The sequence below is a fragment of the Streptomyces sp. NPDC005878 genome, from assembly GCF_040629815.1.
GTDB lineage: Bacteria > Actinomycetota > Actinomycetes > Streptomycetales > Streptomycetaceae > Streptomyces.
On the sequence record NZ_JBEXWK010000036.1, the window covers coordinates 1 to 19,721 of the forward strand.

Here is a 19,721-nt window from a genome sequence, read left to right on the forward strand (position 1 = left end):
GTCCGGGGCACATCCTGCTGGATCGAAGCGAAGTGGTCATAACGCGACACTCCGCCCAATCGCGTGCGGATCACAGATCCGCGCCCCACGTCTCGTAGGAAGCTCCCTACCGGTCCCGGTACATCACTGGTCCCGGTACATCTCCGCGACCAGGAACGCCAGGTCCAGGGACTGGCTGCGGTTGAGGCGCGGGTCGCAGGCCGTCTCGTAGCGCTGGTGCAGGTCGTCGACGAAGATCTCGTCGCCGCCGCCCACGCACTCGGTGACGTCGTCACCGGTGAGCTCGACGTGGATGCCGCCCGGGTGGGTGCCCAGGCCCTTGTGGACCTCGAAGAAGCCCTTGACCTCATCGAGCACGTCGTCGAAGCGGCGGGTCTTGTGGCCGGAGGCCGCCTCGAAGGTGTTGCCGTGCATCGGGTCGGTGACCCAGGCGACGACCGCGCCGGAGGCGGTGACCTTCTCCACCAGCTCGGGCAGCTTGTCGCGGACCTTGTCGGCGCCCATACGGACGATGAAGGTCAGCCGGCCCGGCTCGCGGTCCGGGTCGAGCCGGTCCACGTAGGTGAGCGCCTCGTCGACCGAGGTCGTGGGGCCGAGCTTGATCCCGATCGGGTTGCTGATGCGGGAGGCGAACTCGATGTGCGCGTGGTCGAGCTGCCGGGTGCGCTCGCCGACCCAGACCATGTGGCCGGAGGTGTCGTAGAGCTTGCCGGTGCGCGAGTCGGTCCGGGTCAGCGCCGACTCGTAGTCGAGCAGCAGCGCCTCGTGCGAGGCGTAGAACTCGACGGCCTTGAACTCGGCCGGGTCGGTGCCGCACGCCTTCATGAAGTTGAGCGCGTTGTCGATCTCGCGGGCCAGCTGCTCGTAGCGCTGGCCGGACGGGGACTGCTTGACGAAGTCCTGGTTCCAGGCGTGCACCTGGCGCAGATCGGCGTAGCCGCCGGTGGTGAAGGCACGGACCAGGTTGAGCGTGGAGGCGGACGCGTGGTACATCCGCTTCAGGCGCTCGGGGTCCGGGATCCGGGCGGCCTCGGTGAAGTCGAAGCCGTTGACGGAGTCGCCGCGGTAGGTCGGCAGGGTCACGCCGTCGCGGGTCTCGGTGCCCTTGGAGCGCGGCTTGGAGTACTGCCCGGCGATCCGGCCGACCTTGACGACGGGCACGGAGGCGGCGTACGTCAGCACGGCGCTCATCTGGAGGAGGGTCTTCAGCTTGGCCCTGATGTGATCGGCCGACACCGCGTCGAACGCCTCGGCGCAGTCACCGCCCTGGAGCAGGAACGCCTCGCCCTTGGCGACGGCCCCCATCCGGGCGCGCAGCTGGTCGCACTCGCCCGCGAAGACGAGCGGCGGATACGACTCGAGGTCCGCGATCACATCGCGCAGAGCCTCGGCATCGGGGTACTCGGGCTGCTGCGCCGCGGGAAGGTCACGCCAGGTGTTTACGTTCACGGTCACCCCCATTACCTTACGGGGTCGCCCCAGCGGTCCATACGCCCGCCCACCTGATGAGACACGCGGGCGGCCGCCCGGTGACGGGACCCGGCGACCCGCCTGCTAGCCTCTGCGCGTTTCAGAAGTGCTTCAGAAATCAACAGAGCGATGCAGGGGTGGGCGTTGAAGCGGAGACACCGCAGAGACCGCAGGAAGAAGCTGATCGCTTACGGAGTGAGCACGGCGGTCGTCGCCGGTGCGGCGATCACCGGGCTGGCGGTGGCCTCCCCCGGACCCGCCACCGCGCACACCGGGCCGGCGGGTGCGGCCACCGAGCTCCAGGCCCGGTTCGCCGACGCCGCGCGCGAGTTCCACGTACCCCAGAGCGTGCTGATGGCGGTCTCGTACCGGCAGACGCTGTGGGAGAGCCACGACGGGCAGCCGTCGACGACCGGCGCGTACAACGTCATGGGCCTGACCCGGGTGACGGCGGACGACGTCGAGCAGCCGACGGACGCCGAGCGTCTGTCGCACCTCAACATGAGCGGCGACCCGGCCGTCATGAAGCACTTCGACGCCCGGCGCGCCCTGAAGAAGGCGCCGAAGGCCGTCGACACGAGCGACCCCCGGCTGCACACGCTGGACGAGGCCGCCAAGCTGATCGACCAGCCGGTGGACGCGGTCCGCGAGGACGAGAACCAGTCCGTCCGCGCGGGCGCGGCGCTGCTGGCGAAGTACCAGAAGGACGCGACGGGCTCGCTGCCCGAGGACGCGGGCCACTGGTACGCGGCCGTGGCCCGCTACAGCCAGGCGCCGGACACCAAGGGCGCGTCGCTGTTCGCGAAGCGGGTGTACGAGTCGATCAGGACGGGCGAGGCCCGCGTCACCGCGGACGGCCAGCGGCTCGCCCTGCCGGCCGACCCGTCGGTGAAGCCGGTCAGGCCGGAGACGATGTCGCTGGCGGCGTTCACCGCGACGACGGCCCAGACGCCGGAGTGCCCGGCGGGGCTGAACTGCGACTTCCGGGCGGCGGCGTACAAGCAGAACAGCTCCACGCCGGACGACTTCGGCAACTACAACGAGTCGAACCGCCCGGCGAACGGCGAGGACATCCGCTACCTCGTCATCCACGACACCGAGGGCGGCTACGACGGGTCCCTGCGGACCTTCCAGGACCCCGCGTCGTACGCCAGCGCGCACTACATGGTCCGCGCCTCCGACGGTCTGGTCACCCAGCTGGTGGCGACCAAGGACGAGGCCTGGCACGCGGCCAACAAGACGATGAACATGCACTCGATCGGCATCGAGCACGAGGGCTATGCCATCAAGGACAACGCCACGTGGTACACCGAGCCTCAGTACGAGTCCTCGGCCGCGCTGGTGAAGTACCTGGCGAACCGGTTCTCCATCCCGCTCGACCGTGAGCACATCGTCGGCCACGACGAGGTGCCGGGAGTGCTGGACACCAATGTGAAGTCCCAGCACTGGGACCCGGGCCCGTACTGGGACTGGAACCACTACATGAGCCTGGTCGGCGCGCCCAGCGGCGACCAGGGCGCGGGCGGCCCGCTCAAGGCCGGCCAGCTGGTCCGCGTGGTCCCGCCGTTCACCACGGCCAACCAGCCGACGGTGACGTACAACGGCAGCACCTACAGCCGTCCGGCGAACTTCGGCTACCTGTACGAGACGCCGTCCACGTCGGGCACGCCGCTGGCCGACCCCTACCTCGGCAGCCAGACCGCGACCGAGGGCCCGAACTGGTCCAACAAGGTCGTCGCCGGCGGCCAGTACGTCGTCGCCGAGGCGCAGACCGACTGGACCGCCATCTGGTACGGCGGCAAGAAGGCCTGGTTCCACAACCCCGGCGGCACCTTCACCGCGCCGGTGGGCAAGACCGGTCAGCCGGTCCTCAAGCCGAAGGCGGGCGCCGCGTCCATCCCGGTGTACGGGCGCGCCTACCCGGAGGACGCGGCCTACGCGGGGACCAACGTCCCGGTCCAGGCCAACAACTCGGCCTCGCTGACCAAGTACACGGTCCCGGCCGGTCAGGCCTACGTCCAGGCGGGTCCGGCGCAGCTGGGCGACTACTGGTTCGCCGGTACGTTCGCGGGCACCGGCACCGGTGACCGCACCCTGGTCCAGGGCAAGACCAACGCGTTCTACCCCATCCGGTACAACCACCGGATGGCGTGGGTGAAGGCCACCGACGTCGAGCAGGCGACCAGCACCGCCCCCGACCCCGGCACCACCCGCTACAACCTGCTCGGCCGGGACTCCTCCGGCGTGCTCTGGCAGTACCAGGGCACGGGCAGCGCCTCGACGCCGTTCTACGGGCGGTACAAGGTCGGCGGCGGCTGGCAGGGGTACAACACCGTCTCCGCGATGACCGCGCTGCGCGCGGACGGCACCGGCGACATGGTGGCCCGGGACGGCACCGGCACGCTCTGGTACTACCAGGGCAGCGGCAACCCGGACGTGCCCTTCAAGGGGCGTCTCAAGGTCGGCGGCGGCTGGCAGACGTACAACTTCCTGACCGGCGCCCGTGACCTCAACGGGGACGGGAAGGCCGATCTGATCGCCCGCGACGGCACCGGCGTGCTCTGGTACTACCAGGGCACCGGCACCCCGGCGGCGCCCTTCGCCGCGCGCGTGAAGATAGGCGGCGGCTGGCAGGGCTACAACGCGATGGTCTCCACCGGCGACCTCAACCGGGACGGCAGGGCCGACCTGGTGGCCCGGGACTCCTCGGGCGTGCTCTGGTACTACAAGGGCACCGGCACGCCGACGGCCCCGTACGCCCCGCGCGTCCAGGTCGGCGGCGGCTGGCAGGGCTACAACGCCCTGCTCGGCCCGAGCGACCTGAACGGCGACGGCCTCCCGGACCTGGTGGCCCGGGACTCCTCGGGCGTGCTCTGGTACTACAAGGGCACGGGCAGCGCGACCGGCGCTCCGTTCGCCGCGCGGATCCAGGTGGGCGGCGGCTGGCAGATGTTCAACCTGCTGGTCTGAGCAGAATCGATTCAGCAGGGCCCGTCCGTCCCTCGTATCCCGAGGGGCGGACGGGCCTTCGCGCATTCCGCGCCTCTTCCGCTAGGGTGCGGGGCATGTTCGCGCACCCGAACCAGAACTGGTGGTGGACCGCTCATCCGGCGGCCCACTGATCGCGCGTACTCCAGACCACGCGAAGGCCGCCCGAGGGGCGGCCTTCTCTGTTTCCCGCGGCCGTTCCTCCTCCCCCAGCACCGGAAGGAACCCGCATGTCCCACCACCCCACCCAGACGCACGCGCTCCTCGGCAGACTCCTCGACGACGACGGTCCGCCCTTCGCGCTGATCCGGCGCCGTACGCCCGGCCGCGACCACGACGTGGTCGAGCTGCTGACCGGCGGCGTACGGGAGGTGGAGCGGCTCGCCGACATCCCCTGCGGCGAGCTGCCCTCCCTGGCCCTGGTGCCGTTCCGGCAGATCCGCGAACGCGGCTTCGACGTACGCGACGACGGCACACCGCTCGCCGTCCTGGAGGCCGACGAGCGGTACGAGCTGCCGCTGGAGGAGGTCCTGGCGGCGCTGCCCCGACACGAGGTGGCGGTCGAGGGCGGGGGCTTCGACGTCGGGGACGAGGAGTACGCCCGGATCGTGCGGCGGGTCATCGAGGACGAGATCGGGCAGGGCGAGGGCGCCAACTTCGTCATCCGGCGCACCTACACGGGCGAGATCCCCGGCTTCGGCCGCGCGGACGCGCTGGCGCTCTTCCGGCGGCTGCTGGCGGGCGAGCGGGGGGCGTACTGGACGTTCGTCGTCCACACCGGAAAGGGAAAGGGGCCTGAAGGGCGGGGGCGGGAGACGGGCGGGCGGACGCTGGTGGGGGCGAGCCCCGAGGCGCATGTGCGGATGGCGGGCGGGACGGTCGTCATGAACCCGATCAGCGGGACCTACCGCTACCCGGCGGCCGGCCCCACCGCCGAGGACCTGCTCGCCTTCCTCTCCGACGAGAAGGAGATCGACGAGCTCTCCATGGTCGTCGACGAGGAGCTGAAGATGATGTGCACGGTGGGCGACCGGGGCGGGGTGGTGGTCGGGCCGCGGCTCAAGGAGATGGCGCATCTGGCCCACACCGAGTACGAGTTGCGGGGGCGCAGCTCGATGGACGCGCGCGAGGTGCTGCGCGAGACGATGTTCGCGGCGACGGTGACGGGGTCGCCGGTGCAGAACGCGTGCCGGGTGATCGAGCGGTACGAGACGGGCGGCCGCGGCTACTACGCGGGCGCGCTCGCCCTGCTCGGCCGGGACGCGAACGGCGCCCAGACGCTCGACTCGCCCATCCTGATCCGTACGGCCGACATCGCGCCGGACGGGCGGGTACGGGTGCCGGTCGGGGCGACGCTGGTGCGCCACTCGGATCCGGCGGGCGAGGTGGCGGAGACGCACGCCAAGGCGGCGGGGGTGCTGGCGGCGCTGGGGGTGCGGCCGGGCCGCCCGGCCGCACCCCGGCCCGGGCCCGCCCTGGGCGACGACCCTCGGGTGCGGGCGGCGCTGGACGCGCGGCGGGCGGACCTGGCGCCGTTCTGGCTGCGGATGCGCGAGCCCGTCGCGCCCTCGGGGGGCGAGGCGTTGGTGGTGGACGCCGAGGACACCTTCACGGCGATGCTGGCGCATCTGCTGCGGTCGACGGGGCTGGGGGTGTCGGTGGTGCGGTACGACGCGGTGGGGCTGCGGGAGCGGGTGCTCGGGCACCGGGGGCCGGTGGTCCTGGGGCCCGGCCCCGGGGACCCCTCGGACGCGTCCGACCCGAAGATGCGGGTGCTGCGCCCGCTGGCGGCGGAGCTCCTGCGCTCCCATCGGCACGGGCTGCTGGGGGTGTGCCTGGGGCACGAACTGATCGCGGCGGAGCTGGGGCTGCCGTTGGTACGCAAGCGGGTGCCGTACCAGGGGGCGCAGGTGCGGATCGACCTCTTCGGCCGTCCGGAGCGGGTCGGGTTCTACAACAGCTTCACCGCGCGGTGCGGGGAGGGGGAAGCGGTGGCGCTGGCCGGGCGGGGGGTGGAGGTGAGCCGGGATGCGGGGACGGGGGAGGTGCACGCCGTGCGGGGGGACGGGTTCGCGGGGGTGCAGTTTCATCCGGAGTCGGTGTTGACGGTGCGGGGGGTGGGGGTGGTGGGGGAGTTGGTGCGGGGGGTTGTGTCCGGGGTTGAGTCCCCCGCCCCGCCCCTTCCCTGAACCCTCCGGGGGTGGGGGTGGTTGCCCTCCGGGGGCTCCGCCCCCGGACCCCTTGCGGGGCTGCGCCCCGGGGCTGCGTTGTTCGGCTGCGGGCCGTGGTGGGTTGCTCGCGCAGTTCCCCGCGCCCCTGAAAGGCCGGCCCTGCGGCCCTTGGCCCCCGGATTCCGTTCGGCTGCCGGTCTGTGGAGGTTGCTCGCGCAGTTCCCCGCGCCCCTGGAAGGCCTGGGCCTGCGGCCCTGCGCCCCGGGCCCCGTTTGGCTGCCGGTCTGTGGGGGTTGCTCGCGCAGTTCCCCGCGCCCCTGAAAGGCCGGGGCTGGAGGGGGTGGGGAACTGCGCTCGGGGGTTCGGGCCGGGGTCAGCCGAAGAAGACGCCTGCTTCCGCGTAGAGCTCCGGGTCCACCGTCTTCAGGCGGGCCGTTGCCTGGGCGATCGGTACCCGGACGATGGCCGTGCCCTGGAGGGCCACCATCTTGCCGAAGTCGCCGTCACGGACCGCCTCGATCGCGTGCAGGCCGAACCTCGTGGCCAGCCAGCGGTCGAAGGCGCTGGGGGTGCCGCCGCGCTGGACGTGGCCCAGGACCGTCGTCCTGGCCTCCTTGCCCGTGCGCTTCTCGATCTCCTTGGCCAGCCACTCCCCGACGCCGGAGAGCCGCACGTGGCCGAAGGAGTCGAGCGTCTGGTCCTTCAGGACCATGTCGCCGTCCTTCGGCATCGCCCCCTCCGCGACCACCACGATCGGCGCGTACGACGCCTTGAAGCGGGACGTGATCCAGCCGCAGACCTGCTCGACGTCGAAGCGCTGCTCGGGGATGAGGATGACGTTGGCGCCGCCCGCCAGGCCCGAGTGGAGGGCGATCCAGCCCGCGTGGCGGCCCATCACCTCGACGACCAGGACCCGCATATGGGACTCGGCCGTGGTGTGGAGGCGGTCGATGGCCTCCGTGGCGATGCCGACCGCCGTGTCGAAGCCGAACGTGTAGTCCGTCGCGGAGAGGTCGTTGTCGATGGTCTTCGGCACGCCCACGCACTTCACGCCGTACTCGTCGCTGAGCCGCGCCGCCACGCCCAGGGTGTCCTCGCCGCCGATCGCGATCATCGCGTCGACCTCGTTCTTGGCGAGGTTCTCCTTGATGCGGCGCACCCCGTCCTCCGCCTTGAGCGGATTGGTGCGCGAGGAGCCGAGGATGGTGCCGCCCCGGGGCAGGATGCCGCGCACGGCCGGGATGTCCAGCTTGACGGTGTCCCCCTCCAGCGGGCCGCGCCAGCCGTCCTTGAACCCTACGAAGTCAAAGCCGTACTCCTGCACGCCCTTGCGGACGACGCCCCGGATGACGGCGTTGAGCCCGGGGCAGTCACCGCCTCCTGTCAGTACTCCGACCCGCATGGAATTGTCCCTTCGCCGTGACGGACGCATGGGAGGCCGCGAGAGGCCTCCACGGGTCACGCTAAGGGTGACGCACGTCACTCCGGGATGGGGTGAAAGGTCAATTCCTTGAATTCAGCGGGGTGTTGACGGGTGGTCATTCACCCGTACGAGCGGAGCACGTCCGCGCGCGCGGGGCTCACACCCCGTCGAGGCCCTGCTCTATCGCGTACCGCACGAGCTCCACGCGGTTGTGGAGCTGGAGCTTGCCCAGGGTGTTCTGGACGTGGTTCTGGACCGTGCGGTGCGAGATGACCAGGCGCTCGGCGATCTGCTTGTACGACAGGCCCTTGGCCACCAGGCGCAGCACCTCGGTCTCGCGCTCGGTGAGCTGCGGGGCCTTCGGCTCGTCGGCGGCCGCGGGCGCCGGGTCCGAGGCCAGACGGCGGTACTCGCCGAGGACCAGACCGGCCAGGCCCGGGGTGAACACCGGGTCGCCGACGGCGGTGCGGCGCACCGCGTCGGTCAGCTCCTCGGTGCTCGCCGACTTCAGCAGATAGCCGGTGGCCCCGGACTTCACGGCCTCCAGGACGTCCGCGTGCTCCCCGGAGGCGGACAGGACCAGGACCCTGAGCGCCGGGTTGGCGCCGACGAGCTCCTTGCAGACCTGCACGCCCGGCATCCCGGGCAGATTGAGGTCCAGGACCAGCACGTCGGGCGTGACCGCCTGGGCGCGGCGGACCGCCTGCGGGCCGTCCCCGGCGGTGGCCACCACGTCGAACCCGGCCGCCGCCAGGTCGCGCGCCACCGCGTCGCGCCACATCGGGTGGTCGTCGACCACCATCACCTTGACCGTCTTCAGCTCACTCATACCTTCGCCTTCCCCCGTGGAACCTTCAGCTCTACTTCCGTCCCCTGGCCCGGCACCGAGATCAGCTCGGCGGTGCCGCCCAGGTCCCGCAGCCGGCCGCGGATCGAGAGGGCGACGCCCAGGCGCCCCTCCCCCTCGGCCTGTGCGAGCCGGCCCTCCGGGATGCCGGGACCGTCGTCCCGGACCGTCACGATCACTTCGTCCCCCCAGTCCTCGACCAGGATCCAGGCCTGGGCCGACTCCCCCGCGTGTCTGCGGACATTGTCCAACGCGGCACTGACAGCGGCCGCGAGCTCCCGGGCCGCCGGGGGCGCCAGCAGCACCGGAGCGCCCGGTTCCGCCAGCGAGACGCGCGATCCGGCGTGCGGGGCGAGCAGGGTGCGCAGGTCCACCTCGGCGCCTTCGGCCTCGGCCCGTGCCTCGGTCTCGTCGTCGTCGACCGTACGGACCAGGGCCCCCAGCGCCGGGTCCTCGGACGCGCGCGTGGTGGGCACCAGGCCGCTGGAGACCAGGGTCCGCAGGGCGACCTCCTGCTCCCCGGCCATCCGGCCGAGCTCCGCGGCCTCGCCGCCGAGCGCGGTGCCGCGCCGCTGCACCATGGCCAGGACCTGGAGCACGCTGTCGTGGATGTCGCGGGCCAGCCGCTCCCGCTCCCGGGTCGCCGCCTCGATCTCCAGGGCGCGGGCGAGGGTCGCCTCACTCGCGCGGGCGACCTCCACCACGTACCCGATGGCGATGGACGCGACCCACACGAGCAGCACGTTGTGGAGCGTGTCCCGGGTGGGGGTGCCGCGTTCGACCAGGTTGGCGGCGGCGACCAGCGAGGAGGCGAAGGCGGCCCAGCGCCAGCCCCCCTTGATCGCGAACGCGAGCACCGAGCCCGCCGTCCAGATGGTCGGCAGCGTCGGGCCGTTCACCGACTGGGCTTCGGCGTCCGCCAGCGGGGTGAGCAGGATGCCGGTGAGCGCGATCGTCAGGTCCACGCCGAGGAACCGCTTGGTGCAGCTCGCCGCGTTCGCCACCCGCGGCACCGTCGCCAGCGTCCACACCGCCAGCACCGACAGGAAGGCCACGGCCACCCAGGCGCGCTCGAAGTGCCGGTACTCGGACACGAAGACCAGCACCGCGTAGAGCATCGTCAGGACGCGGTACGCGGTGAGCGCGCGCCACAGCGGCAGCTCCACGGACATCCTGATGACGCGCTCGCGCTTCGCCATGCTCCCCCACCCCTGAAACGAACGGACGCGACCAGTACCGCGGCCCTAGTCGCCGGGCCGCTCCGCCCGCTTGGCCTGCTCGACTTCGCGGGCCTTCTCGGCCCGCTCGGCCGCCTTCTCCTCGTCGGCCTTCCGCTTGGCCTCGTCCGCGATCTGGCGCTTGGCCGCGGTCGCGTAGATGTCCACGTACTCCTGGCCGGAGAGCTTCATGATCTCGTACATGACCTCGTCGGTCACCGAGCGCAGGATGAAGCGGTCGCCCTCCATGCCGTGGTAGCGGCTGAAGTCGAGCGGCTTGCCGATACGGATGCCCGGCCGCATCAGCTTGGGCATGACCTTCCCGGGCGGCTGGATCTTCTCGGTGTCGATCATCGCGACCGGGATCACCGGCGCGCCGGTGGCCAGCGCCACGCGCGCGAGGCCGCCGGGCTTGCCCCGGTAGAGGCGGCCGTCGGGCGAGCGGGTGCCCTCCGGGTAGATCCCGAACAGCTCACCGCGCTCCAGCACCTCGATGCCGCTCCTGATGGCCGCCTCGCCCGCGCCGCGCGCGCCGGAGCGGTCCACCGGGAGCTGGCCGACGCCCTTGAAGAAGGCGGCCGTCAGCTTGCCCTTGACCCCCGGCGAGGTGAAGTACTCCGCCTTGGCGATGAACGTCACCTTGCGGTCCAGGACCGCCGGCAGGAAGAAGGAGTCCGAGAAGGAGAGGTGGTTGCTGGCGAGGATCGCCGGCCCCTCGGCGGGAATGTTGTCGAGGCCCTCCACCCAGGGCCTGAAGGCAAGCTTCAGCGACCCGCCGATGGAGAACTTCATAGCGCCGTAGATCAACTCGGTTGCCTTCCCTCTGTCCGTCGAACAGACCTTAACCCGTACGGGACCCGCCCTCCCGCGCGCGGGCCGGTGACGGCTCTGGTCGGTGTCAGTCCGGTCGCGTACCGTGAAGTACGACTCCCCCACCCCTGCTCATGAACAGGAGACCCCGGTGCCGGTCCTCCCTGGAGCCGAGCCGTTCCGCCACGAGGGCGGAGAGGTCGGCGTCCTCCTCTGTCACGGCTTCACCGGTTCCCCGCAGTCGCTGCGCCCCTGGGCCGACTTCCTGGCCGAGCGCGGGCTGTCGGTCGAGCTGCCGCTGCTGCCGGGACACGGCACGCGCTGGCAGGACATGCAGCTCACCGGCTGGCAGGACTGGTACGCGGAAGTGGACCGCGCCCTGCGCGATCTGAGCGGCCGGTGCGAGCAGGTCTTCGTCTTCGGGCTCTCCATGGGCGGCGCGCTGGCCCTGCGCCTCGCGGCGAAGCACGGGGACGCGGTCAGCGGCGTGGTGGTCGTCAACCCGGGCAACAAGGTGCACGGCCTGGCCGCGCACGCGCTGCCGGTGGTGCGCCACTTCGTGCGCTCCACCAAGGGCATCGCCAGCGACATCGCCAAGGAGGGCTCGGCGGAGGTGGGGTACGACCGGGTGCCGCTGCACTCGGCGCACGCCCTGCGCACCTTCTTCCGCCTGGTCGACCGCGAGTTGCCGCAGGTCACCCAGCCGCTGCTGCTGCTGCACAGCCCGCAGGACCATGTGGTGCCGCCGGCCGACTCGGCGCGGATCCTCGGCCGGGTCTCGTCCGCGGACGTCACGGAGATCCTGCTGGAACAGAGCTACCACGTGGCGACGTTGGACCACGATGCGGAGCGGATCTTCGAGGAGAGTTACGCGTTCATCGGCCGCCTCGCTCCTAGTGTCGGGATGAAGGGGAGCACGACCGGTGGCTGAGCACGAAGCGGACCGCGAGCCGCAGCCGATCGACGAAGAGGCTGCGTGGGCGGCGATCGTGGCCGGGTACGGCGACGAGCCGTCCGACCCGCCGGGCGCCAAGCCGTTCAAGTCGGTGGAGGACCTGGCGCTCCTGGAGAGCGAGCCCAACGTCACGCCCGAGGCCCCGGCGCGCCCGGAGCCGCCCGAGCCCAAGCCGCTGGGCAGCTCGGTGGTCTTCGCGCCCGGGGTGGGGGTGGGCGGGCCGCGCGACTTCACGGTGAAGGAGCCGTCCGACGACGGCGACGACGACGGCGACGAGGGCCACTTCGTCCCGCCGGAGCCGCCGCCGCTGCCGGAGTCGGACGTGACGGCCAAGTTCGCCTGGCTGGCGGTGATCGGCGGGCCGCTGCTGATGCTGCTGGCGGCGATCCTGCGGTGGGAGTTCACCTGGTGGCTGACCACGCTGGGCGTGGGCGGCTTCATCGGGGGCTTCGCCACCCTCTTCGCCCGGATGAGCCAGGACGACGAGGGCGAGGACGACCCGGGCCGGGGCGCGGTGGTCTAGCTCACCTCCCAGGGGCCCCTTGACTGCCCGGCGTTTGCCTGCGGCTGGGTGGGGGCTGGCCGCGCAGTTCCCCGCGCCCCTTGAATGCCGCTGCGCGGCAATCCCCTGGGGCGCCCCGAAGGGGTGCATCAAGGGGCGCGGGGAACTGCGCGAGCAACCGTCCACAGCCCGCAGACGAATGACGGCCCCAAGGGGCGCGGGGAACTGCGCGAGCAACCGTCCACGGCCCGCAGACGAACGACAGCCCCAAGGGGCGCGGGGAACTGCGCAGCAAGCCCCCCCCACCGGGCCGCCCCCCCGGAGGGTTCAGGGGAGGGGCGGGGTGGGGGGATCCGTCGGGACCCGTAGCGCCGCCAGCACCGGCAGATGATCCGTCGCCGCCAGCAGATCCGCCCCCGACACCCCTTCCAGCCCCACGGGAACCCCGCACCCCAGCACCTCCACCCCCGCCGTGGCGAAGACCGCGTCGATGCGCTGATGGGGATCGGCCGGGGTCGAGGTGTACTCGCCGCCCCAGGGCCGTACCGCCCAGCAGTCCTGGAGGCCGTCCGCCAGGCGGCGGAAGGCCCGGCCGTCGGGGCGGTCGTTCAGATCGCCGCCCGCGACCGCGTGCGGCACGTCCAGCGCCGCGAGGTGGTCGAGCAGCAGCCCCGCCTGGGTGTGGCGCTCGTCCGCCTGGAGGCTGAGATGGCAGCTGAGGACGCCGAGCCGGGCGCCCCCGACCCGTACGACCGCCGAGGCGAAGCCGCGCCGGTGCAGGCCCGGGGTGAGCGGGAGCAGGACGTCCTCGGTGCGCTCCACCACCGCCCGCAGCGAGCACAGCAGCAGCGGCCCCGCGGCCGTGGCGCCGCCGCTGAGGACCACCAGGTCGCTCGCCGCCGCGAGCCGCGCGGCGGCCTTGCGCCAGCGGAAGAAGCGCGGCGCCTCCTGGACGAGGACCAGGTCCGGGTCGCAGGCGCGGATCACCCGGGCCAGTGCCGCGGTGTCGTCGCGCATCGAGCGGATGTTGTAGCTGAGGACCCGGATCACGGCCGAGCCGTTCTCCGTACGGGACGCGGGAAGATCGGTGAGCGGCATGGGGCACAACATAGAGCAGCGCCCGCCGCGTCCGTGAGGGACGCGGCGGGCGCTCAACCACCGTACGGGGGGCGGATGCTCAGCCCTGGCGGGCCAGGTCCGCCGCGCCGACCAGACCGGCCTTGTTGCCGAGCTGGGCCGCGAGCACCTGGGCGTGCGGTCGCCACTGGCCGCCGATCAGCCAGCGCCGGAACGACTTGCGGATCGGGTCGAGGACCAGCTCGCCCTCGTCCGAGACGCCGCCGCCGACGATGAACGCCGAGGGGTCGAAGAGCGAGGCCAGGTCGGCCAGGCCCGCGCCCGCCCAGCGGGCCAGCTCGCGGAAGGAGTCCACCGCGACCGGGTCGCCCTGGCGGGCGGCGGCGCTGATGTGCTTGCCCTCGATGCCCTCGATGGTGCCGTCGCCGAGACCGAGGAGGATCTTGGCGTTCTCGGGGGTCGCGTTGGCGCGCTGGCGGGCGTACCGCACGAGCGCGCGCCCCGAGGCGTACTGCTCCCAGCAGCCCTGGCTGCCGCAGCCGCACAGCAGGCCGTCCGGCACGACCCGGATGTGGCCGAACTCCGCGGCCACGCCGAAGCGTCCGCGGCGCAGCTTGTTGCCGATGATGATGCCGCCGCCCAGGCCCGTGCCGAGCGTGATGCAGATGACGTCCTCGTGGCCCTGGCCCGCACCGAACCGGTACTCGCCCCAGGCCGCCGCGTTGGCGTCGTTCTCCACCACCACGGGGAGCCCGACCCGCTGCTCGACCTTGTCCTTCAGCGGCTCGTGGCGCCAGTGGATGTTGGGTGCGAAGAGGACGGTGGCGCGCTTGTCGTCGACGTATCCGGCGGCGCCGATGCCGACGGCCTCGATCTGGTGCCCCTTGCCGGCCCCTTCGACCGCGGCGCAGATCGCGTCCACGATGGCGTCAGCGGTCGGCGGCGTGGGCACCGTGTGCGTCTCGAGGATGTGGCCCTCCTCGTCGACCACTCCCGCCGCGATCTTGGTGCCGCCGATGTCGACGCCGATGGTGAGTCCCATTAAGTCCCTCAGTTTTCGGTCGAGCCCCGCTAAGGCCCACCGTACCCGAGGGCGGGCACCGGTCAGTCAGTCCAGGTCGATGTGCTCGGTCGGTCCCGCGCCCGCTCCGCCGTCGTCCTTCTTCGCGCCGCCGGAGGCACTGCCGGACGGGCCGGGGGTCCGGCCGGACGCCGGGCCGTCCGCCGTCCAGCGGCGTTCGGCGCCCTCGACCGCCGAGCGGTAGGCGGCCAGCAGCTCGCCGCCGGCCGCGGCGAGGTGGTCGAAGACGTCCGGGTTGCGCTCGATGACCGGCTCGACCACGGCCCTGGCCTGGCCGATCAGCTGCTGTACGGCGTTCTGCGCGGCCGCGCCGGGCAGGGAGGACTGCAGGGAGGCGACCTTGTCGGCGACGGCGTCGACCAGCTTGCGCAGCTCCTCGGCGGCCGAGCCGGGCGGCGCCCCGTGGGCGGCGCGGCGGCGCGCCTTCTCCGCGGCGAGGTCCTCGGCACACGCGTCGGCCCAGGCATCCGCGTCGGGTGCGGGGCGCTCGGTGGCTTCGCTCATGGCGGGCTCCAGCTGCTGAGGAGAAGGGTCTGTCCTTCCGACGTTACCCGAACGGGGGTACGGCGTTCAGGACGTCCGGGGCCACAGGTCGGGGTCCGGGGTGAACCGGATCCTCAGCACGCCGTCGGTGAGCCCGGCGCCGGAGACCGTGCAGCGGCGCAGCGCGGAGGGCAGGGGGGCGATCCGGCGGAACGGTCCGGCGGTGAGCAGGAGTTCGTCGCCCCGGCGGACCAGGCCGAGCTCGTCCTTGCGGGCGCCGGGCAGCGGCAGGTGCCACACCAGGACGCCGTCGCCGGCCAGCCGGTCCTCGACGTGCCAGGCCCGGGCGGGCGCGGCGGCGTGCCCGGCCCACGGTCCGCTCCCGCGGGCCAGCTCGTCCAGGTCCTCCGGGCCCTCGGGCTCGCGGCCCAGGTGCGGGACCTCGTGCAGCGGTACGTCCTCGAACTCCTCGGCCAGCTCCTTGAGCGCGCACTGCTGGTGCCCGGAGAGCGCGGCGAGGAAGCGGTCCGCCGAGCCGGTGGGCAGGACGCGGTTGGCGATCACCGCGTCCGTGGTGAGCTCGTGCAGCGCCAGACCGAGGCGGGCGGCGCGCAGGGCGGCGACGCCCGCCGCGCCCGGCTCGGCGACCAGCCGTACCGTCGTCGCCGGGTCGCGCACCACGGCCTCGACGGCGGCCAGCTCCACGTCCCAGCGGGCGGCCGTCTCGTACAGCCACCTCGCGGGCATCGGGACCCCGGCGAGCTGGGCGAGGACCGGGCGCAGCGAGCGGGCGGCCTGCCGCTCGGGCGGCAGCAGCCGGCGCAGATAGCGGCGCAGCTGCCCGGGCAGGGCGAGCACGGCGATGCTCTGGTGGACCGGGGGCATGTCGACGACGACCAGGTCGTGGCCGCCGGCGGCCGCCTCGCGCACCGCCTTGAGCAGGGCGAGCTGCTCGGCGCCGGGCAGCTCGGTCAGCTCCTCGGCGTCCAGGCGCCCGGCGCCCAAAAGCTCCAGGGCGGCTCCGGCGCGGTCCTGGAGGGCGAGCAGTTCGGTGCGGAAGTCGGCGCGGACGACGTCGAGGCCGGGCGGCTCCTCGCCGTCGAACAGCCGGGGCGTCGGGTCCTCGCGGTCGGCGGTCAGGAGCAGGGCGCGCTCACCGCGCCGGGCGGCCGCGAGCGCGGTCGCGGCGGCGACGGTGGTGCGGCCCGCGCCGCCGGGACCGGTGACGAGGACCGTACGCACGTCAGGCCTTCTCGGCCCCGTCGGCGCCGCCGGCCGCCGCGCCGCTCTCGACGCGCTTCTTCAGTCCGGCGAGGGCCCGGTCGATGATGACCTTCTCGGCCTTGCGCTTGATCATGCCGAGCATGGGGATCTTGACGTCCACGGTCAGCTGGTAGGTGACCTCGGTGTGGCCGCCGGGGGCGTCGGCGAGGCTGTAGGAGCCGTCGAGGGCGCGCAGCATCTGGGACTTGACCAGGCTCCAGCTCACCTTGCGGGAGCCGTCCCAGGTGTACTTGAGGGTGTGGTCGTCCTTGATGGCGCCCGCGTCCAGCACCAGGCGGACCTGCTCGGCACGGCCCTCGGCGTCCCGCGACAGCACCTCGGCCTCCTTCACCTCTCCGGTCCACTGCGGGTACCGGGCGAAGTCGGCGATCACCCCCATCACCTCGGCAGGTGCCGCCTCGATGGTGATAGACGAGCTGGTGTGTTCCGCCATCGTCGTGGCTCCTCCAGTGCGCGGGCCGGTGTGTGGGGGTCGGTAGACGTGCAGGCTATCGCGTGCGGCCGGGGCCTCTCGCCGGTGCCCGGGTCACCACTGGAGCGCGAAGGGCCGGGAAGTGGCGGCGAAGTGGCCGACGTTCACGCATTCGGTGCGGCCGATCCGGACCCGGCGGGCGAGCGGCTGGTGGACGTGGCCGAAGAGGGAGTAGCGGGGCCTGGTCTTCCGGATGGCGTCGAGCAGGGCGCGCGAGCCGCGCTCGAAGCGGCGGGCGACGGTGTCGTAGACGAGCTCGGGGACCTCCGGCGGGATGTGCGAGCAGAGGACGTCGACCTCGCCGAGCGCCTCGACCTTCGCCGCGTACTCCTCGTCGGAGATCTCGTAGGGCGTGCGCATCGGGGTGCGCAGTCCGCCGCCCACGAAGCCGAAGACCCGGCCGCCGATCTCGACCCGCTCCCCGTCCAGGACCGTGGTGCCCGGACCGGCGTACTGCGGCCAGAGGGTCGGTATGTCGACATTGCCGTAGGTGGCGTACGTCGGGGCGGGGAAGGCGGCGAACATCTCGGCGTACTGCTTGCGGACCGCCGCCTCGATGGCGGCCTCCCGGTCGAGCCCGGCCCAGAGCGAACGGCCCAGCTCACGGGCTTCCTCGAAGCGGCGGGCGGTGCGCAGGGCGACGATCCGGTGGGCGTTCTCGACGCCGAAGAGGTCGGGGAAGATCCCGCGCGAGTGATCGGCGTAGTCGAGGAAAAGAACGAGGTCACCGAGGCAGAGCAGGGCGTCGGCGCCGTCGCCCGCCTTCGCCAGGCCCTCGGCGTTTCCGTGCACATCGCTGATCACATGTACTCGCATGCAGCCACCCTAGGCCGCCGGACCTGCGGTTACTTCCGAGTCGCGAAAGGAGTGGACTACTGTGCGTGAAGCGGCGCGAAATCCGTGTGACGCAGCGAACATCTGACCAGGACCCCCTATCGGGAACCCACTACCGGTGGGTAACGTCCGGGCAGTCCAGTCGTGCTCGGAGCAGACCCCCAACAAGTTGCTCCGGGCACCTGCCCGATCTTGGACCGCAGCCGGTGCGTCACACAGAGCCGTGGCACCGGCGCCCGATGAGGAGCAGCAGTCTTGCGCGAGTTCAGCCTTCCGGCCCTGTACGAGGTCCCCACGGACGGCAACCTGACGGATCTGATCCGCCGCAATGCCGCTCAGCATCCCGATGTCGCGGTCATGGGCCGCAAGGTCGCGGGACGCTGGACCGACGTCACCGCCACCCAGTTCCTCGCCGAGGTCCGCGGCGTGGCCAAGGGCCTCATCGCCGCCGGCGTCGAGCCCGGCGACCGGGTGGCCCTGCTGTCCCGTACCCGCTACGAGTGGGTGCTGCTCGACTTCGCCATCTGGAGCGCGGGCGCGGTCACCGTCCCCGTGTACGAGACGAGCTCGCCCGAGCAGATCCAATGGATCCTCGGCGACTCCGGCGCGACCCTGTGCGTGGTGGAGACCGAGGCGCACCTGGCGTCCGTCACCGCCGTCCAGTCGGCGCTGCCCGCCCTCAAGGGCGTCTGGCAGCTGGAGGCGGACGCGGTGGCGCAGCTCACCGCGGGCGGCTCGGACATCTCGGACGAGCTGCTCGACCAGCGGATGTCCTCGGCGCACGCCGACGACCCGGCGACCATCGTCTACACCTCGGGCACCACCGGCCGCCCCAAGGGCTGTGTGCTGACCCACCGCGCCTTCTTCGCGGAGTGCGGCAACGTGGTCGAGCGCCTCAAGCCGCTCTTCCGCACCGGCGAGTGCTCGGTTTTGCTGTTCCTGCCCGCCGCCCATGTCTTCGGGCGGCTGGTCGAGGTGGCGTCGGTGATGGCGCCGATCAAGCTCGGCTGCGTACCGGACATCAAGAACCTCACCGACGAGCTGGCCGCCTTCCGGCCGACGCTGATCCTCGGTGTGCCGCGGGTCTTCGAGAAGGTCTACAACGCGGCGCGGGCCAAGGCGCAGGCGGACGGCAAGGGCGCGATCTTCGACAAGGCCGCGCACACCGCGATCGCCTACAGCCGCGCGCTCGGCACCCCGCAGGGCCCCTCGCTCGGTCTGAAGATCAAGCACAAGGTCTTCGACAAGCTGGTCTTCAGCAAGCTGCGCGCGGTGCTCGGCGGCAAGGGCGAGTACGCGATCTCCGGCGGCGCCCCGCTGGGCGAGCGGCTGGGTCACTTCTTCCGGGGCATCGGCTTCACGGTCCTGGAGGGCTACGGTCTCACCGAGTCCTGTGCCGCGACCGCGTTCAACCCGTGGGACCGCCAGAAGATCGGTACGGTCGGCCAGCCGCTGCCGGGCTCCGTGGTGCGCATCGCGGACGACGGCGAGGTGCTGCTGCACGGCGAGCACCTGTTCACGGGGTACTGGAACAACGAGGCGGCGAGCGCGGAGGCGCTGGCCGACGGCTGGTTCCACACCGGGGACATCGGCACCCTCGACGAGGACGGCTACCTCGCGATCACCGGCCGCAAGAAGGAGATCATCGTCACGGCGGGCGGCAAGAACGTCGCCCCGGCGGTGATCGAGGACCGCATCCGCGCGCACGCGCTGGTCGCGGAGTGCATGGTGGTCGGTGACGGGCGGCCGTTCGTGGGCGCGCTGGTCACGCTGGACGAGGAGTTCCTGGCCCACTGGGCCGCGGACCACGGCAAGCCGGCCGGTTCCTCGGCGGCCTCGCTGCGGCAGGACGCGGAGCTGCTGGCGGAGGTGCAGCGGGCGGTCGACGACGGAAACGCCGCGGTATCCAAGGCGGAATCGGTGCGGAAATTCCGCATTCTCACCTCCCAGTTCACGGAGGAGGCGGGGCACATCACCCCGTCGCTGAAGCTGAAGCGCAACGTCGTGGCGAAGGACTTCGCCGACGAGATCGAGGCGATCTACGCCCACTGACCAGGCCGGTCCGTTCAGGGCGGGCCGATCAGGGCGGGCCGATCAGGACGGTCCG

17 protein-coding genes are annotated in these 19,721 nt (G+C 72.3%); 6 read left to right on the forward strand and 11 right to left on the reverse strand.

The genetic code is table 11. The features are described 5' to 3' along the window. Nucleotides 1-123 precede the first annotated feature (123 nt). Nucleotides 124-1,455, reverse strand: a complete 1,332-nt coding sequence (locus ABZ404_RS34235) for a class II 3-deoxy-7-phosphoheptulonate synthase (protein ID WP_358836183.1) — start codon at nucleotides 1,453-1,455, stop codon at nucleotides 124-126. Between the two features lie 159 nt (nucleotides 1,456-1,614). Between ABZ404_RS34235 and ABZ404_RS34240 the strand changes: the two genes are divergently transcribed. The 3 genes from ABZ404_RS34240 (at nucleotide 1,615) to ABZ404_RS34250 (ending at nucleotide 6,647) form a co-directional block, all read left to right on the forward strand. After that, nucleotides 1,615-4,440, forward strand: coding sequence for an N-acetylmuramoyl-L-alanine amidase (locus tag ABZ404_RS34240; RefSeq protein ID WP_358836184.1), 2,826 nt, complete (start codon nucleotides 1,615-1,617; stop codon nucleotides 4,438-4,440). Nucleotides 4,441-4,535: 95 nt separating this feature from the next. Continuing rightward, the gene (locus ABZ404_RS34245) at nucleotides 4,536-4,592 is read left to right on the forward strand and encodes a trp operon leader peptide (RefSeq protein ID WP_358836186.1); all 57 of its coding nucleotides are present in this window, start codon (nucleotides 4,536-4,538) and stop codon (nucleotides 4,590-4,592) included. Nucleotides 4,593-4,688: 96 nt separating this feature from the next. After that, a complete protein-coding gene (locus ABZ404_RS34250) occupies nucleotides 4,689-6,647 on the forward strand; it encodes an anthranilate synthase family protein (RefSeq protein ID WP_358991241.1) in 1,959 nt (652 codons plus the stop codon). A 355-nt stretch (nucleotides 6,648-7,002) separates the two neighbouring features. Here the strand turns inward: ABZ404_RS34250 and ABZ404_RS34255 are convergent, their stop codons facing one another. The 4 genes from ABZ404_RS34255 to ABZ404_RS34270 all read right to left on the reverse strand — a co-directional run bounded on the left by ABZ404_RS34255 (nucleotide 7,003) and on the right by ABZ404_RS34270 (nucleotide 10,923). After that, nucleotides 7,003-8,031 (reverse strand): 6-phosphofructokinase, encoded by a 1,029-nt coding sequence (locus tag ABZ404_RS34255; protein WP_358836933.1) that lies wholly within the window; start codon nucleotides 8,029-8,031, stop codon nucleotides 7,003-7,005. Nucleotides 8,032-8,209: 178 nt separating this feature from the next. Then, nucleotides 8,210-8,881: a response regulator transcription factor gene (locus tag ABZ404_RS34260; RefSeq protein WP_358836932.1), complete on the reverse strand. Its 672-nt coding sequence runs from the start codon at nucleotides 8,879-8,881 to the stop codon at nucleotides 8,210-8,212. Then, nucleotides 8,878-10,098 (reverse strand): DUF5931 domain-containing protein, encoded by a 1,221-nt coding sequence (locus ABZ404_RS34265; RefSeq protein WP_358836931.1) that lies wholly within the window; start codon nucleotides 10,096-10,098, stop codon nucleotides 8,878-8,880. The genes ABZ404_RS34260 and ABZ404_RS34265 overlap by 4 nt, the downstream gene beginning before the upstream one ends. Nucleotides 10,099-10,143: 45 nt before the next feature. Next, nucleotides 10,144-10,923 carry a 1-acyl-sn-glycerol-3-phosphate acyltransferase gene (locus ABZ404_RS34270; protein ID WP_358836930.1) on the reverse strand — a complete coding sequence of 260 codons (780 nt, stop codon included), beginning with the start codon at nucleotides 10,921-10,923 and terminating at the stop codon, nucleotides 10,144-10,146. Nucleotides 10,924-11,077: 154 nt separating this feature from the next. Here ABZ404_RS34270 and ABZ404_RS34275 point away from each other — a divergent pair, with 154 nt between their 5' ends. Both ABZ404_RS34275 and ABZ404_RS34280 read left to right on the forward strand, forming a co-directional pair. Beyond that, nucleotides 11,078-11,857: an alpha/beta fold hydrolase gene (locus ABZ404_RS34275; protein WP_358836929.1), complete on the forward strand. Its 780-nt coding sequence runs from the start codon at nucleotides 11,078-11,080 to the stop codon at nucleotides 11,855-11,857. Next, on the forward strand, nucleotides 11,850-12,404 hold the full coding sequence (locus ABZ404_RS34280; protein WP_358836928.1) for a hypothetical protein: 555 nt from the start codon (nucleotides 11,850-11,852) through the stop codon (nucleotides 12,402-12,404). The genes ABZ404_RS34275 and ABZ404_RS34280 overlap by 8 nt, the downstream gene beginning before the upstream one ends. Before the next feature lie 306 nt (nucleotides 12,405-12,710). On the opposite strand, the gene ABZ404_RS34285 is transcribed toward ABZ404_RS34280, so the two are convergent. From ABZ404_RS34285 to ABZ404_RS34310, 6 genes are all read right to left on the reverse strand, one after another. After that, nucleotides 12,711-13,481 (reverse strand): endonuclease/exonuclease/phosphatase family protein, encoded by a 771-nt coding sequence (locus ABZ404_RS34285; RefSeq protein WP_358836927.1) that lies wholly within the window; start codon nucleotides 13,479-13,481, stop codon nucleotides 12,711-12,713. Nucleotides 13,482-13,560: 79 nt separating this feature from the next. After that, a complete protein-coding gene (locus ABZ404_RS34290) occupies nucleotides 13,561-14,502 on the reverse strand; it encodes an ROK family glucokinase (protein ID WP_358837808.1) in 942 nt (313 codons plus the stop codon). Nucleotides 14,503-14,568: 66 nt separating this feature from the next. Then, nucleotides 14,569-15,045, reverse strand: coding sequence for a DUF5304 family protein (locus ABZ404_RS34295; protein ID WP_358837809.1), 477 nt, complete (start codon nucleotides 15,043-15,045; stop codon nucleotides 14,569-14,571). A 66-nt stretch (nucleotides 15,046-15,111) separates the two neighbouring features. Next, complete coding sequence (locus ABZ404_RS34300; protein ID WP_358991244.1) at nucleotides 15,112-16,266, reverse strand: ArsA-related P-loop ATPase; 1,155 nt, start codon at nucleotides 16,264-16,266, stop codon at nucleotides 15,112-15,114. A gap of 1 nt (nucleotide 16,267) precedes the next feature. Continuing rightward, entirely contained in the window at nucleotides 16,268-16,741 is a 474-nt protein-coding gene (locus ABZ404_RS34305; RefSeq protein ID WP_358835265.1) for an SRPBCC family protein, read from the reverse strand. A gap of 93 nt (nucleotides 16,742-16,834) precedes the next feature. Then, the gene (locus ABZ404_RS34310) at nucleotides 16,835-17,596 is read right to left on the reverse strand and encodes a metallophosphoesterase (protein WP_358835264.1); all 762 of its coding nucleotides are present in this window, start codon (nucleotides 17,594-17,596) and stop codon (nucleotides 16,835-16,837) included. 273 nt (nucleotides 17,597-17,869) lie between these two features. On the opposite strand from ABZ404_RS34310, the gene ABZ404_RS34315 reads away from it, so the two are divergent. Beyond that, a complete protein-coding gene (locus ABZ404_RS34315) occupies nucleotides 17,870-19,666 on the forward strand; it encodes an AMP-dependent synthetase/ligase (RefSeq protein WP_358835263.1) in 1,797 nt (598 codons plus the stop codon). Nucleotides 19,667-19,721: the final 55 nt, after the last annotated feature.